The organism is Sulfitobacter pacificus (assembly GCF_030159975.1).
Classification (GTDB): Bacteria; Pseudomonadota; Alphaproteobacteria; order Rhodobacterales; family Rhodobacteraceae; genus Sulfitobacter; species Sulfitobacter pacificus.
In genome coordinates this window covers 1,231,175-1,246,687 of the sequence record NZ_BSNL01000001.1, presented here as the reverse complement: position 1 = coordinate 1,246,687, position 15,513 = coordinate 1,231,175, and the positions used below count along the sequence as shown (strand labels likewise).

Below are 15,513 nucleotides of genomic sequence, written 5' to 3'. Positions count from 1 at the left end.
TAAAACGCCTTTGGGAAAGCGTTGAATTGGTCAAACTGTGCCTAGGCCGCGACAAACCGCGCCAATTCATGGCGGATCGCCTGAGACAGGAAATTGGTCACGCGTACCTTCTGTGTCTGCCCTGCACGGTCTGCATCAATGGCTTCCTTGCCGCCGAAAGCTGGAAGGTCCGCTCTGACCAGACGGGTCGGTCCCAGCGCCTCGCCTGTAGAGGCGCGGCGCACGGTCAGTTTGAAGATCATGTTATGCACGCCACCCACCGAATAACGGGCTTTTTCTGTCACGGAATGGAAGCGCACCACTTCAGCATCCAAAATCACACCGGTCGGACCGGAGAGATCAGCGGTGCCGGCGCGAAAGGCGGTATCGAAAATCTGTTCAATTTGCGCATGACGATCACCGATCAATTCGCCGCGCCAGACGATATCCGCTTTTGGGTAATAGAGGTTGGCCTCGGACACGGTCAGCGAACGTGGCACATTGATATTGATCGCTGTAACGGTCATGGGCAATTGCGCCGTTGAGCGTAGGTTTTTCTGTGACTGTGGTGTCGCGGCAGCGACGGTTGTGGCAGTACCGGGAATCACATCCTTTGATAGATTGCGGCTGGCGATATCGGGCTTGTTGCCACAGGCGGCCAGTGAACCCACAAGTGCCGCACCCAAAGCGAGTTTTGCGCAGCGTTTCCGATCGAACCTAAAATTCAACATGTCTACTACCTCATTCGGGGATTTATTTTGCAATCCCGCCTTCATCTTTGCGAAAGAAAATAATGAAGGATTGAGGCCGTAATGCGGCTTTTTCACAAATTTTCTGGGACTGCCACCGCCCAAAGGTTGCGCCCGGTGATCTCGCCAGTTCCCGGCACATCAGCCAGGGTCAGTTGCGCACCCGATTACGCCAGCCGCCACGACGACGCGGGGCGGACATGTTGTGCAGCCCTTCGTTCAACACCTCGGTCATCGGATGGTCGGGATGGTCAGGTTGATACCGTGCCAAAAGCTGGCTGATGGTGCTGTTGGCATTCTGCTCAAGTGGCAGGCTGAGCGCCCAATCCAGAAAAATCGTACGGCATTCCGGTTTGGTGATGCCTTCAATCCGAAAACTCTCGAATATCAATCCCTTGGGGTCTTGCACGTCGCCTTTTTCCATCATGCTACTCCTTCGGGCCCTGCCAATGCAGCGGTGATTACAGCAGCTGCAGCGGTGCATTTCTGTTCCATTTGCGCCTCGACCTCGTCCAATGTGTCGCAACCAAGGGCGCGGGCCAGAAACGCAGCGCCTGCCTGCCCTAGCGCCCCGGTATCCAGCGCGTCGGGGGATAACAGCTTTCCCGCGCATTGCAATTGCCAGCAAGCATCATAGGCACGGCGCAGGGTTTGCGCCCCGGCGTCATCGATCAGCCCTTTGGCCAAAGCCGCCTCGATGCCGTCCAGAATACGATGCGCCGCACGTCCTGCAATCAGCGCACCGGATTGGGCAAACAACTCGATGTCCTGTAACCGGCCCGGTCCGATTTTGGCGTCCCACGGCCCCGCCACGGCCTTGCTGGCTGCAATCCTGTCGCGCATGTCGGCCACTTCTGCCACAACCTTTTCCTGCGGGCTGGAAAGCGCCAGTACCTGTGCACACATCAGGTCAACATCTGCGCCCAATGCCTCGGGTCCGGCCACAACACTGGCACGGGTCAGGGCCAGATGTTCCCAGACCCAAGCCTGGGTTTTCTGATAGCTTTCAAAGCTGGCCAAGCTGGTCGCCACTGGTCCCTGATTGCCGGACGGGCGCAAGCGCATGTCGATTTCATAGAGTTTCCCCTGTGACATCGGCGCGGTCATGGCAGTGATCATCGCCTGTGTCAGCCGCGCATAATAGGTGCGCGAAGGCAGCGAACGTTTCCCCTCCGAAACATCTTGATCCAGCGGATCATAGATCACCAGCAGGTCCAGATCCGAAGTGGCATTCAATCGCCCTGCCCCCAGCGACCCCATGCCCAGCAGCACCGCCCCCCGCCCGGGTGACGGCCCGTAGCGGGTGGCGAACTCATCCGTCACCACCGGCCAGAGCGCGCCGAGTACAGCGCGCGCCAGATCGGCATATTGCAGCCCCGCAGTTTCGGCATTGGTCAACCCACGCAGCAGATGCACGCCAATGCGGAAATGCCATTCACGCGCCCATCGGCGGGTGCCGTCCAATTGTGCCTCGTAACTGGGTTCCTGCGCGAGCACAGTGCTTAGCGCCTCGCGCAGCCCCGCCTCTCCGGGCCAGTCGCTGAAGAAATCACCACCAATCACCGCATCGAATACAGCGGCATTGCGCGACAGGTGTTTTGCCAGTGCCGGTGAGGTACTGACCACGTCAATCAGCAGATCCGCCAGTTGCGGGTTGGCGTTCAGCAGCGAGAAAAGCTGCACCCCTGCCGGCAGGCGTTCAAGGAAGCCGTCAAAAGCCAGCAGCGCCTCATCCGGTTTCGCCGCATGGGCCAATCGTGCCAGCAGATCAGGTTTCAGGCGTTCAAATATCTCGGCACCACGTTCAGAACGGAAAGCAGGATAGCTGTGCCAGCGGTCCAGCACCTGCATGTCAAAACGATGCGCTTCGCCGGTGGCTTTGGCTTTGCTCTGGGTGCCGGCGAAAAACCCTTCGGTGGTTTCGTGTACATCGGACAGGCGGCGGTGCAGATCGGCCTCAAGATCGGGCACTTCCAAATCCATCATCGCCGCCAATCGGGCAAAACCCTCTTTGGACTGCGGCAGGTCGTGGGTCTGGGCATCGCGTACCATTTGCAAGCGGTGTTCGACCGTACGGTGGGCGCGGTAATGATCGGTCAGACTTTGCGCCACTTCCGTCGGGATCCAGTTCTTCTGCGCCAGAATCTCAAGGTTGGCACAGGTGCCCCGGCCACGCAGCTCCGGGTCGCGCCCGCCGGCAATCAACTGGCGTGTCTGGGTGAAAAACTCGATCTCGCGAATGCCGCCGCGCCCCAGTTTCATATTATGCCCCGGCAGGGTGATCGGCCCGCCCAGCCCCTTGTGTTCGCGGATCGCAAGACGCATGTCATGGGCATCCTGAATCGCGGCAAAATCCAGATGGCGCCGCCAGATAAAGGGGCGCAAGGTTTTGATAAACCGCGCCCCCGCATCCAGATCTCCGGCGCAGGGCCGCGCCTTGATATAGGCCGCACGTTCCCATGTCCGCCCCAGACTCTCATAATACCGCTCCGCGGCCTCCATCGCCATACAGACCGGGGTGACAGCCGGATCAGGACGCAGGCGCAGGTCGGTGCGGAAAACATACCCCGCGCCGGTAAGATCGCTTAACGTGCCGCTCATCGCGCGGGTGGCGCGGACAAATGCGGTGCGGGCGGCGTGGAAATCATCCACCTCGAAACGGGTCTCATCAAACAGGCAGATCAGATCGATGTCTGAGGAATAGTTCAGCTCGCGCGCGCCCATCTTGCCCATGGCAAGCACCACCATGCCACCTGCATCCGCCAGATCATCCTCGCTCATGCCGGGCAATTTCCCGCGCGCAATTTGCGGGGCCAGCCCCGCACGCAAGGCCGCGCCACAGGCCGCGTCAGCATAATCCGTCAAGGCACCCGTCACCTGTTCCAGCGACCATGCCCCACCCAGATCACATAGCGCCGTCATCAGCGCCAATCGGCGTTTGCCACGGCGCAGACCATCACCAACCTCCGAATAAGGGAGTGCCGCCGCCCCGTCGATCACCGCCTGCACCGCTTTTGCAGGATCCTCGACCGCTTGCCCCAACCATGCGGATTCTTTTTCCAGCAGGCTCAGCAGATAGGGCGCGCAGGCGGCTGCCCCCGCCACAAGGTCACGTACCTCTGCCGGGGCATCTGGGACCAAGGCCAAGGCATCGCGGGCGCGATCTTGATCAAAGATACGTGGAATGCGGGTGATTAGAGAGGCAAGGGAAAGTGTCATGCGCTGATCTTTGCGTCAGTCCGTGGTCAGGAGCAAGGGCTGGAAATGCCCATGCGTGCTGTTGCAGGGCGTGACATGACCCAAAGATGAAAAAACGCCCAAGCTCAACGCATCTGCAAACGGTGCCAACTATCCACCGACTCTGCGCGCACAGCGCAAAGCAGCGGCGCCCCTCTGCCCCTAGGCGGTAATAAAATCCGCCACTTCCGCCTGTGCAAGCAATGCCATTTTTTGCGGTGCCAACGCGAATACATGGTGCGGCGTCCCGGCGGCGGCCCATACGATGTCAAAGGCCAGCAGTGACCGGTCAAACCATTTTCGGGTTTCGTTCACATGACCAATGGGAGAAACACCGCCAATGGCAAAGCCAGTCTGTGCCCTTATCAACGCCGCATCCGCCTTGCCCAACGGCTCCCCCGCAAGGGCGGCAGCAGCATCCAGATCAACGGTTTGCCCACCAGCCGTAATAAACAACAGCGCCTCGCCTGACGTTTCCCCCCGTAAAATGATCGATTTGGCAATCTGGTCGACCTGACACCCCAGCGCATCCGCGGCATCCTGTGCGGTGCGCGACAAGGCGGTCTCGCGGATATCCGTGATCAATCCGGCAGTTTCGAGGGCGGTGCGGACACGTTTTAAACTCTTGCTCATGGCGCGATCTAAACGCGAAGTTGAAGCAGGTGCAAGGTGATGGACGACCTGTCTATATCGTCATGAACAGACTCTTCGACCTTCTCCAATGCCCACCCTGAAACCGAATCTCATGAAAATCAGCCCCCAGCTCGCCTTATAAATTATATAGCTTTAGCGGGTCGCTCAGACAACGGCTTCACTTTCCCTACCCAGCCAATGCCGCCAAAACGGGGGCGCTTTCAAAACACGCCATGCCTTCATAGGTTTCGAAAAATGGCCCGCCGTTTCCTGACGCCACGGATGCAACTTCCTGCTTGGCTTGGTCTGCCAAATGGACGATAATTCGGCTCCAATATTTCCTAAACACGTCAGTGAGTTAATGAACCCACTTCTTCAGCACAATGTAAGGGTATCTGGTTCAGGTGCGCGCCAGATGCTCTTTGCGCATGGCTTTGGCTGTGATCAGACAATGTGGCGCCATGTGGTGCCGTCTTTCGAATCCTCGCATAAGGTTGTGGCATTCGACTATATCGGTGCTGGCGGATCCAACCCCAATGCCTATGACCCGGACAAGTACTCTACACTTGGGGGATATGCTGAGGATGTGGTCAGAATCGGCAAAGAACTTGATATACGCGACGGTATATTTGTCGGTCATTCCGTCAGCGCCATGATTGGCGCTCTGGCGACGATACAAGAGCCTGAAATGTTCAGCACCCTGATCATGGTCAGCCCTTCACCACGCTACATCGATGATGAGGATTATATTGGCGGGTTCAGCCCTGACGACATCGAAGAGCTTCTGGCCTCGCTCGACGATAATCCCCTTGCATGGTCTGCGGCGCTCGCCCCTGCTATCGTGGCCAATGCAGACCGCCCTGAGCATGGGCAAGAGTTGACCGAGAGTTTCTGCAAACTTGACCCGAAAATCGCTTCGGGCTTTGCACGGGCGACATTTACATCAGACAATCGTGCCGACCTGCCTAAGATCACCGCAAGAACACTTGTGCTGCAATGCAAGGAAGACATCATCGCCCCTGAACATGTGGGGGAATACGTCCGCGATCAGATCCCGAACAGCAAGCTGCTGATGCTCGACGCAACCGGTCACTGTCCGAACCTCACCGCACCTGATCAGGTGATCGCGGCGATCCGGGATTTCGTTTGATGCCGGACCGTCCAGAACTTTCACCAGCACCCCCGTCATTCCAGAATACCCCCTGCGGCCATCTTGTCCACGATGATCGGGGGATCATCCTTGAAACGAACAACAGGTTACACGGCTGGCTCGCAATGAGCGCTTCAGAGTTGGACGGGACCCCTGTCATCGGTCTGCTGAGCAAGGCCAGCAGGGTTGTCTATGAAACCAGTTTCGTGCCCATGCTGGCGCTGAACGGGAAAGTAGACGGGGCAAGCCTTGACCTCATTGCCAAAGACGGCAGCAAGGTTCCTGTATTGTTAAGTGCCGAAACCACAGGTTCGGGCAAAGAATGCAGGACCACCATCGCCTTTTTGCTGGCCGACGCGCGGCGCGCTTTCGAACGCGACCTCGCCAAGGCGCGTGCGGAGGCGGAAGCACAGCTGTTGTTGACGCAGCGCGAGGGGAAGCTGCGCGAGCAGTTTGTCGCGATCTTGGGCCATGATCTGCTTAACCCGGTCGCTTCCATATCTTCCTCCGTGGGGATGCTTGCGCGAGAATCGCTTAGTGAGACGGGCCAGGAGATTGTTGAGCTGACGCAGGGTTCGGTGAAACGCATGTCACTGTTGATCCATAATATTCTTGATTTCGCACGCAATCGTCTGGGAGGGGGCATCGAGTTGAATATGTCTGACGAAGCGGTCCTGGAAACCGAGGTCAGGCAGGTCGTGAACGAATTGCGCGCGGCCAATACGGATCGTGAGATCCAGCTCGATATCTCTTTACAGGGCACGGTCAGATGTGATGGTCCACGTGTCGGACAGCTTTTGTCCAACCTGCTGGGAAATGCGCTGACCTATGGTGATCCTGAGCACCCCATTTTCGTGAATTTGAACACGATAGATGAAGGTGCCTTCGAGCTTGGCGTGAGAAATGCTGGCGCGCCGATACCGCCATCGGCCATGGAGCGGCTGTTTGATCCCTTTATGCGCAGCACCAACCACGGGGATCAAATGGGCCTGGGCCTGGGGCTCTATATCGCCTCTGAAATCGCCAAGGCGCATGGTGGCAAGCTGGAAGTCAGCTCCAACGATGACTGGACCACATTCACGCTGGTGGTCCCACCGGGAGGGATCGACGGTCAAACCGACAGCGGTCAAGGCGAGACTGCCATCGGCGGGACGTGAGCCACTGGGCCACCTATCATCGCAATCAGGATCATTCCCCGTCACCATCAAGCCTTTCACAACCACGAATTATCTTGGCGATTGTACCTCAACGTTGCCCCCCGCCCTTGCAATCGCAATGTGGCCGGTGGTGTCGGTGTAAGTCATCGATGGCGAGATCAGCCGGATCAGCGATGAAGAGGCCGTCGCGATTGATCAGGCCGATATGTGGTTTCAGGTATGGAAGTTCACAACCGAATGCACACCGAAGGGGCTGGCGGTACGGGGAATAGTTTCCGCGCTTGTACCAATGTTCAGGGGTCCAACTTCACGACAAAAGACGTCCGTGTCGCCGGGACCTACGGACTTGGAATTTTGCAGGGCTCCTTCAACGTGAACATTGATGGTGTGTTAGGTTTCGGTGACCGGCACACCGTCGATATGGACACTTGCGATTATTGCAAGGTGACAGATGCCGTATCAAGGCTAGGTACATCAGCTCCCTTTGGCATAGCTCATAATGGTGTGGGCGGCAGCAATAACACCATTGAGGGGACCGTCTACGTAGAAGGGCAAAACTATGTATTTAATGCGCGTGGCTTCCACGAAGTGACGGGTCAGGGGGCAAGTGAGGTGACGTTCCCTATGCTGGCCCCCACGGTCAAAATCAAGGCTGTGCAAGCCCGTGACAAGGGCACCACGCTCAACACGGGCGTATATTTCCGAATGCCGATTGTGGATGCTAACGTCGAGGTTGATCTGCGCAACGGTGACGGCACATTGGACACACTGAACTCAACGGCAGTGCGTCTTTATCCTTATCGGTGCTCTGGCAAAGTGAAGGTAAGAAGCCGAGGATATACACGCGCTGTTTTCGGTGACGTTCACGACATTGGAACAACACGAGGGCATGTTCTGGAGCTTGATATTGACTGCGACAATGGAAAACAGGCTTTGTACTCACGCGGGGGGGATGGCTACAAGCTCAGCATCAATGCAGGTCCTGGCATGGTTCCTGATTACGATGCCGCTTTAAGACCCGATGAAACCTTGCTGCGGTTCGAAGAGCCATCGGATCCAAAACGTCTGCGGTATTTGGAAATTACTAAGCTCGTGACCTCTTTGGTTGACGCAGAAAAAGGCTTGATTGGGGTCACAAATACTCAAGGCAATGCAGTTGGCTCAATAGGCGTTATTGATACCAACGCTGCCAATACCATCTATACCGAAGGTGCTGACTTCACACTCACGCGGGGTCGAATTCTTGCTGCCGGATCAAAAGCGATCCGCATCGACGGGAGTGCCGCCTGCAAAATCACAGAAATTGAAAAGGGGCTTTTCTTCGGGCAGGAAGTTCAGCTTTGGTCAACGACTGAAGGAACCTTCCCCGTCACCATCGAGGCTTTCACAACCACGAATTACCTGGGCGATGTGACGAGAACCTTGGGCTACGCGCCAATCAGCCTGCGCTGGGATGGTTCTCGTTGGCGTCCTCTGGGGGTGTAGCTGTGTTTGATGAAACGGCGATTGTGCCTCAACGTCGGCCCCCTGCCCTCGTAATCGCAATGTGGCCGGTGGTGTCGGCTTGTAATCGCCCGCTTTGAGATGGTTGAATGCCGACTTTGCGGGACGAAGCCGTCGTTCGTCGATCGGTGCTTGCTGTCCGGTTTGGAGAAAATCCTAAACTATTCATATGGCGAAAACGGCTCGCCAGTAGCTGAACCTTCTTCAACAATGATAAAGTGCACCCTCAACGACTTCGCCAGCCTCACTACATTTCTTGATCGAGAAAGGATACTGATCTTCAATCGCATTAGTTCTCTCTCTTCTTTTCTCAGGCTGATAGTACTGATCAGTCGCTCAATATCACGCGAAGCAACGTGGAAATCGATGCCCAACATTGCACGCCAAAGAGTATTATAAACCCATTTACCAGACTTTCGGGCCTCGCCATCCCAACGCGAGCGACTGTGCTTGCGCATAAGGAAATCTTGCACCCCGTCATGAAGGTCGCGAAATCTAGAAAAGAAAAGCTGTCCGGAAAAGCCTCTCGTGTAAGCTTGGCGTTCTCTGTTCGCTCTAAGTGAAGACAGCTCTCCTGATATGCTCCACTGCGGCTGATTACTCATAAAAATTGACAGGATATTGATCATTTGCGGGGATAGGCAAAAACCGTATGTTGGAACCAAATCACTAATCTCGTTACACAATTTAAGAACATTTTTCAGAGCAGCCTCGTCCAATCCTTCAAGATAAACGTAGTCGCTAGGCAAAATAAATGACTGGTGGTTTTCTCCCAGATGTATCTCGGCTGGAATAAGGAAACCCGGTACTAAATATTCATTCACATCTTGTGAAAAGTCTGCACTTTGCAGATCATCAAAAAGTTCGTTGACTTGTTCAAAGTTACTAATCGAGAAGAGGGCACGGCCTGATGCTTCATCAAGTTTAACTAGGAGGTCACATAGCTCGTTGATAAACATGAAACGGGCCATGCGCCATTTTTTATCAGCTTGCCAGTACACAAACCTTGCGGTCAGCGGAGCCAATAAGGCCAACGACACTAGCTCGAGGCCAATACTAAACCATCTATCAGCCCCGATCAGGCTCGTCAGCCACTCGACACTTTCATTTAACATAATCTTGCTGTTGCTCCAAATAGACATCTCACCTTGTGACGATTAACAATGCCCATACTGTCAACTGTCGCAAGTGCTTCCGGTGATCTCTTTTGCTTACTTGCAGGCGTATAGCCGCCGTTGGTACATCGTGCAGCATCATGCACTTTGGGCTCACTGCTGCCGTTCACCACAATCAACTGTTCGAAGAGTGTTCGAAGCGTTATTTGAATGATTTTACGAAAAACGTTTGCTGCAAATATCTCTGTCATTCACTGCAAAAATTGATGTCGCGCTACAACGGGCTCACTGCTGCCGTTCACCACAATCAACTGTTCGAAGAGTGTTCGAAGCGGTATTTGAATGATTTAGCGAAAAACTGTTTGCTGCAAATATCTCTGTCATTCACTGCAGAAATTGATGTCGCGCTACACGCGCCACACTCACGAAACCCCTAAATACCTGATAAAAAAAGATTTTAAAAATAAATGTAAATAGCATTCACATTTTCTCTTGCAAGCTGCGAAACAATCCCCATCTTGGGTAATGTAAAAGGCATTCACATAAGACCTTTTAAGCAGATAGGCCGCAGTCAGGCCTATGTATTCGAAAGGCTTGACCATGAACACACTCGCATCCGAGCAGACCTTTGCGCCGCGGCCCAATTGGTTTGCGCGCACCGAAAACTGGTTGGACGAAAAGGGCAAAGGCGCATGGATCGCCGCGATGGTCCTTGGGTTCATCTTTTTCTGGCCCGTTGGCCTTGCCCTTCTTGCCTATATGATCTGGAGTAAACGTATGTTTTCTGGCAAATCCTGCGCACAGCGTCGCAGCCGCACCGTGATGTCCACCCGCAGCACCGGCAATTCGGCCTTTGACTCCTATAAAGCTGACACTCTGCGCCGCCTGGAGGAAGAGCAAAACAACTTTGAAGCCTTCCTTGAACGTCTGCGCGAAGCCAAGGACAAGGCCGAATTCGACCAGTTCATGGATGATCGCGCAAAACGCGAAGACGCTGACTAATCCACGCCGCCCTCCGGGTTTTCCGGAGGGCGACCACCACGAAGAACAAAGAGAGCATGATGACCCCTGATCCAGATACCCAACCGCAATTTTACACAGGCGTCCCCACCAAACGGCTTGTGGCATGGATCCTTGATATGGTCCTGATTGTTCTGATCTGTCTGGCCATGCTGCCCGTCACGGCCTTCATCGGCATCTTGTTTTTCCCCTTTCTGATGTTGATCGTCGGATTTCTGTACCGCGTTGCCACCTTGACCGGCGGGTCGGCCACTTGGGGCATGCGCCTTTTGTCACTGGAAATCCGTCAGGGCGACGACCGCCCATTGGATGGCGCAACTGCGTTTTTACACACGCTGGGATATTCCGTGTCCCTTGCGCTCCCCGTTTTGCAACTTATCTCGATTGTGCTGATGCTGACCTCGGCGCGCCGTCAAGGGTTGACCGATATGGTGCTGGGGACCGTTGCCCTGAACAAACGCCAATAGGTAATCCACGGAATAGAGTGGATTTTACTAAAACACCGCTTGGCGGCTTGGGAGCGCGCGGTTACACTCTGACCGTCTCAGAGAACGGAACCCATGCGCCACACACTCCCGCTAACGCCACAGTTCTATGTCACCGCGCCGCAACCCTGCCCTTATCTTGAAGGCCGGATGGAGCGGAAACTCTTCACGGCGCTGCAGGGTGAAAATGCGGGGGCCCTAAACGACAGCCTTTCTGCACAGGGATTCCGGCGTTCGCAGAATGTGCTCTACCGCCCCTCCTGTGCTGATTGCGCATCCTGCCTGTCCGCACGGATTGACGTTGCCGCCTTCACGGCCAGCCGCAGCCAGCGCCGCACCCTTGCACGCAACAGGGGACTGGAACGGCGCGCCACCTCCCCCTGGGCCACAGAAGAACAATACGAGCTGTTTCGCAGGTATCTGGACAGCCGCCATGCGGATGGTGGTATGGCAGATATGGATGTATTCGAATTCGCCGCCATGGTCGAGGAAACCCCGATCCGCAGCCGGGTGATTGAATATATCGACAAGGACAGCCGTGATCTGGCCGGGGTCTGCCTGACGGATGTGCTGGGGGACGGGCTAAGCATGGTCTATTCCTTCTACACACCTGATCGCCCCAAGGATGGGCTGGGCAATTATATCATTCTGGATCACATCGACATCGCCCGCAGCGCCGGTCTGCCCTACGTCTATCTTGGCTATTGGGTCCCGGGCAGCCAGAAAATGGGCTATAAGGCCAAGTTTTCAGGGCTTGAAGTCTATTTTGGCGGCCAATGGCAGAAGCTGAAAAACCCCGAGGGTTTCGAACCTGAACAACACCCGCTTGGCAATGATCCCATTGCCGAACAGGTTGCCAATATCGCCCTGCCCGACATGGCACAGAAACGGCGCTAACACGCCCCTCCTCTTTTTGGCCTTATATACTGTAGTGCTGCCGTGCCGCAGGCCCAACAGTCGTGCTGTGCGCACCGTTCACACCACACACCAGATCCAAAATGAAATGAGGCCGCCTTCTCAGGCGGCCTCTCCTTTGGATCATCCATCGCCCTATGCTGTTGCTAGGGGATCAGATCCGGCACAATGGTCACAATCGCCGGGAAGAACCACAGGATCGCCAGACCGGCAACCTGGATCAGGACAAAAGGCACAATCCCACGATAGATATGCTGTGTTGTGACGCTCGCCGGGGCAACCCCGCGCAGGTAGAACAAGGCAAAGCCGAAGGGCGGCGTCAGGAAGGAGGTCTGCAGGTTCACCGCAATCATGATGGTCACCCATTTGGGATCAAAGGTCCCGCCATAGATCACCGGCCCGACAATCGGCACCACGATGTAGATGATTTCAAGGAAATCCAGCACGAAACCCAAAACAAACAGGACCAGCATCACCAGCAGGAAGACCGTCAGCTCATTGTCAAACGACTTGAGGAACTGCTGAATGTAATGTTCGCCGCCAAAACTAATCACCACCAGATTGAGCAATTGCGAACCGATCAGAATGGTAAACACCATCGATGTTACCTTGGCGGTTTCACGCACAACCGGTGTCAGAACGCCATGGGTGAACAGGATCCAGCAAGAGAACAGCAGACCAAACACCGCATAGAGATAGGCACCATAGGCCACGAAGAAAGCGAACCAGCTTTCAAAGGACACATCGTCCTGATTGATCCGCAGGTCAAAGTTCACCCCGACCAGAATACAGACGATAATGGCCAGTGTGGACCAGATGATCACCTTGGGCGAACGGTCCTCGTCGCGCAGCTTGCGATAGGCCGCCAGCATGATCGCACCACCTGCCCCAAGGGCCGCAGCCGGTGTTGGATTGGTGATACCGCCAAGGATCGACCCCAGCACGGCAACGATCAGCATCAGCGGTGGGAAGACCACACGGATCAGCTCGTTCGCGGCGCATAGCTTGGTGGCATAGACCACCCCGTAAAGGATCAAGGCAAAGGGGATCGCCATCAGTACAACCATCACCCCGGCCGAGGTGGTCGGTCCGATCAACAGAATATCGACCAGCACGGCCAGCACCACACCCAGACCACCAATGATCAGCGGCCGGGTATCAGAAGATGGCGACACGCCACGCCCTGTGGTCAGGAACAGCGACAACAGCACCAGCAGAATGGCAACGCCGGTTCCGATGGGGGCCGCATCCGCAATCTTTGCAGCTTGTTTGGCAGCAAGATCCTCATCACTCAGCTTTTCGGACTGTGCAAGGCCGCCGGCCTCTTCAATCACCTTCTGCTCGGCAAGCGCCTTGTCCCAGGCCTCCTGCCCGTGCAATTCGATCATCGAAGCCTGACATTCCTCTCCTACATTGGTGCGCAGGCTGGCCGCTTCACCAATGTCAGAGAAGCTTGAAACTGTGGTCGACTGGCTGCCGACAACACCAAGGTTGCCAAGGAAAATCGTCCCCACAATCAACAGCACCGGTGCGCCGAGGAACCATGTGAAGGCTTCATTGCGTGTGATCGCTTCGGAATTGGTTGATCCCATGGTAACCGCCGGTGCCTTTTCAGGGTTCAGCAAGGCATAGCCAAAGGCATAAAGCGCATAGAGCAGCGCCAGCATGATACCGGGCAACAGGGCTGCCTGAAACAGCGTCCCCACCGATACAACCGCCGGCTCGCCCAACAGGGTCAAAGCATCGGTACAGCCCGCAGTCTGCGCGCGGGCCTCTTGCGCGGCGGAATAGAGATCCCCCGCCAAAGTGCCCAGCAGAACAATCACAATCGAGGGCGGAATGATCTGCCCCAATGTGCCGGATGCCGCGATGACACCGGTGGCGATTTCCGGGGAATAATTGTTGCGCAACATGGTCGGCAGGGCCAGAAGACCCATGGTCACCACCGTCGCACCGACAATGCCGGTCGAGGCCGCAAGGAAGGCCCCCACAACCACAACAGACACAGCCAGACCACCGGGCAGCGGTCCGAAAACCTTGGCCATTGTGGTCAGCAGATCATCCGCAATTTTGGAGCGTTCCAGCGTGATGCCCATCAGGACAAACATCAAAACCGCCAGCAATGTCTCGATCGACTGCCCCGCCAGAACACGTTCGTTCATGCGGTTGACGATAAAGGAAACATTGCGGTCCAGCGCAGTTTCCCAGCCGTCAGGAAACACCGAAATCGCAACCCGCGGTAGATCCGGGTATCTGAACAGTGACACCGTATCTTCTTTCACCCCGGAGTTAACCAAGGCGCGATAGGCATCAGAGGAGGTGTCGATGGCCTGATGTATCAGCAACCCCGCTGAATCCAGCGCCGCGATGATGGCGAAGGAGATGATCCCCGCGCCACCAATGGCAAAGGCCACTGGAAAGCCGGAAAGGATGCCGCCGAACAGGCAGACAAATACAATAATCAGGCCAACTTCGACCCCGTCGAGACCAAAAAACATCAGTGTGTTCCCTCATATGCTTCTTCGCCTTCGCCAAGGGTATCCCTGTCGAGATATTTACCCTCGGACTCGGAGCCTTCCTTGAATTCGCACCAGCTGCGATAGAAGACGGCGATGGCTTGCAAAATCACCATGACGCAGAACAGGCACAGCAGGATTTTGAAGATAAAGTAACCGTTAAAGCCATTTGGCGAGAAGCCGATGGTTTCAACATTCCATTTCAGCACCCGCGCCTTGCGCAGCAGCAGATCCAGTGAGTCAGAGGCAGAGGGGTTCGGCGTGACCAGATGGCGCCACATGAAGAACCAGCCGTAGAGCCAGGTCACGACCGCAAAGGGGATCATGAAAAACAACGCGCCGAACATATCGACGATCTTTTTGGTGCGGAACTTTGCACCGGCATAGAACAGATCAACCCGCACATGGCCGCCCTGTACAAAGGTGTAGGAGACACAAAGACAGACCACCAAGGCGTTGAAAAGTTTCAATTCTTCCGCAAACCAAGAGATGTCAAACTGCAATGGGATGCCAAAGCCGATCGAAATGTCAGGCCGTGTGAAAATCCGCTGCATAAAGACGATGATGATCTGTTGCAGCACCATGATCAGCCCGGCCCAGGCGAACAGACGGCCAACACCGTTGCCGAACCATTCCAGACCGCGCACCATTGACCACATCATCTCGCGGCGACGCATGGCGATGCCGGTGATGATGATCAGGATCAGCGTCAGAACAAAAAACAGCTCTGTAGAGGCCCCGTAATAGATGAAGCGCATCATCGCTTGCGGATCAGTCCAATTCAACCAGAGCGCAGGCTGAAAAAGCGCCGCAAACAGGTTGTAAGGGGCTTCTACGAAGTTCCCTAAAATATACTGGAGCCCGCCAGAATCCTGGAACTTATCAAGACAGCTGAGCTTGGCACCCTCAGCTGCACGGAAAAATCCCGAACACACCACATCGTCGGCCATTATGTCCCCTCCCCGGAGCGCACGTCAGGGTTGACCCTATTTCGCGCGTATCGGGCGTTTGCGCCCGTCGTTTGAATTGCATCAAGGGCCGCGACAATCGCGCG

At 55.7% G+C, this 15,513-nt stretch carries 13 protein-coding genes; 6 read left to right on the top strand and 7 right to left on the bottom strand.

From position 1 onward, the window contains the following. Positions 1-41: 41 nt before the first annotated feature. The 4 genes from QQL78_RS06285 to QQL78_RS06270 form a co-directional block, all read right to left on the bottom strand. Entirely contained in the window at positions 42-710 is a 669-nt protein-coding gene (locus QQL78_RS06285) for a DUF6778 family protein (protein WP_284371685.1), read from the bottom strand. Positions 711-879: 169 nt separating this feature from the next. Further along, the gene (locus QQL78_RS06280) at positions 880-1,152 is read right to left on the bottom strand and encodes a hypothetical protein (RefSeq protein ID WP_284371684.1); all 273 of its coding nucleotides are present in this window, start codon (positions 1,150-1,152) and stop codon (positions 880-882) included. Then, entirely contained in the window at positions 1,152-3,947 is a 2,796-nt protein-coding gene (locus tag QQL78_RS06275; RefSeq protein WP_284371682.1) for a [protein-PII] uridylyltransferase family protein, read from the bottom strand. The genes QQL78_RS06280 and QQL78_RS06275 overlap by 1 nt, the downstream gene beginning before the upstream one ends. 180 nt (positions 3,948-4,127) lie before the next feature. Further along, the gene (locus QQL78_RS06270; protein WP_284371681.1) at positions 4,128-4,598 is read right to left on the bottom strand and encodes a YbaK/EbsC family protein; all 471 of its coding nucleotides are present in this window, start codon (positions 4,596-4,598) and stop codon (positions 4,128-4,130) included. A 415-nt stretch (positions 4,599-5,013) separates the two neighbouring features. On the opposite strand from QQL78_RS06270, the gene QQL78_RS06265 reads away from it, so the two are divergent. The 3 genes from QQL78_RS06265 to QQL78_RS06255 all read left to right on the top strand — a co-directional run bounded on the left by QQL78_RS06265 (position 5,014) and on the right by QQL78_RS06255 (position 8,390). After that, on the top strand, positions 5,014-5,748 hold the full coding sequence (locus tag QQL78_RS06265; protein WP_284371679.1) for an alpha/beta fold hydrolase: 735 nt from the start codon (positions 5,014-5,016) through the stop codon (positions 5,746-5,748). Between the two features lie 125 nt (positions 5,749-5,873). Next, a complete protein-coding gene (locus QQL78_RS06260; RefSeq protein WP_284371677.1) occupies positions 5,874-6,905 on the top strand; it encodes a sensor histidine kinase in 1,032 nt (343 codons plus the stop codon). Positions 6,906-7,124: 219 nt separating this feature from the next. Next, positions 7,125-8,390 (top strand): hypothetical protein, encoded by a 1,266-nt coding sequence (locus tag QQL78_RS06255; protein WP_284371675.1) that lies wholly within the window; start codon positions 7,125-7,127, stop codon positions 8,388-8,390. A gap of 179 nt (positions 8,391-8,569) precedes the next feature. On the opposite strand, the gene QQL78_RS06250 is transcribed toward QQL78_RS06255, so the two are convergent. Next, a complete protein-coding gene (locus QQL78_RS06250) occupies positions 8,570-9,550 on the bottom strand; it encodes a hypothetical protein (RefSeq protein ID WP_284371673.1) in 981 nt (326 codons plus the stop codon). A gap of 573 nt (positions 9,551-10,123) precedes the next feature. Between QQL78_RS06250 and QQL78_RS06245 the strand changes: the two genes are divergently transcribed. From QQL78_RS06245 to QQL78_RS06235, 3 genes are all read left to right on the top strand, one after another. Further along, positions 10,124-10,525: a DUF2852 domain-containing protein gene (locus QQL78_RS06245; RefSeq protein WP_284371671.1), complete on the top strand. Its 402-nt coding sequence runs from the start codon at positions 10,124-10,126 to the stop codon at positions 10,523-10,525. A 59-nt stretch (positions 10,526-10,584) separates the two neighbouring features. After that, positions 10,585-11,010: an RDD family protein gene (locus tag QQL78_RS06240; RefSeq protein ID WP_386257595.1), complete on the top strand. Its 426-nt coding sequence runs from the start codon at positions 10,585-10,587 to the stop codon at positions 11,008-11,010. A gap of 93 nt (positions 11,011-11,103) precedes the next feature. Continuing rightward, on the top strand, positions 11,104-11,925 hold the full coding sequence (locus tag QQL78_RS06235) for an arginyltransferase (protein ID WP_284371667.1): 822 nt from the start codon (positions 11,104-11,106) through the stop codon (positions 11,923-11,925). Positions 11,926-12,089: 164 nt separating this feature from the next. Here the strand turns inward: QQL78_RS06235 and QQL78_RS06230 are convergent, their stop codons facing one another. Together QQL78_RS06230 and QQL78_RS06225 are read right to left on the bottom strand one after the other, a co-directional pair. Continuing rightward, positions 12,090-14,441 carry a TRAP transporter large permease gene (locus QQL78_RS06230; RefSeq protein WP_284371665.1) on the bottom strand — a complete coding sequence of 784 codons (2,352 nt, stop codon included), beginning with the start codon at positions 14,439-14,441 and terminating at the stop codon, positions 12,090-12,092. Beyond that, positions 14,441-15,409 (bottom strand): TRAP transporter small permease subunit, encoded by a 969-nt coding sequence (locus tag QQL78_RS06225; RefSeq protein ID WP_284371663.1) that lies wholly within the window; start codon positions 15,407-15,409, stop codon positions 14,441-14,443. Before QQL78_RS06225 ends, QQL78_RS06230 begins: the two co-directional genes overlap by 1 nt. Positions 15,410-15,513: the final 104 nt, after the last annotated feature.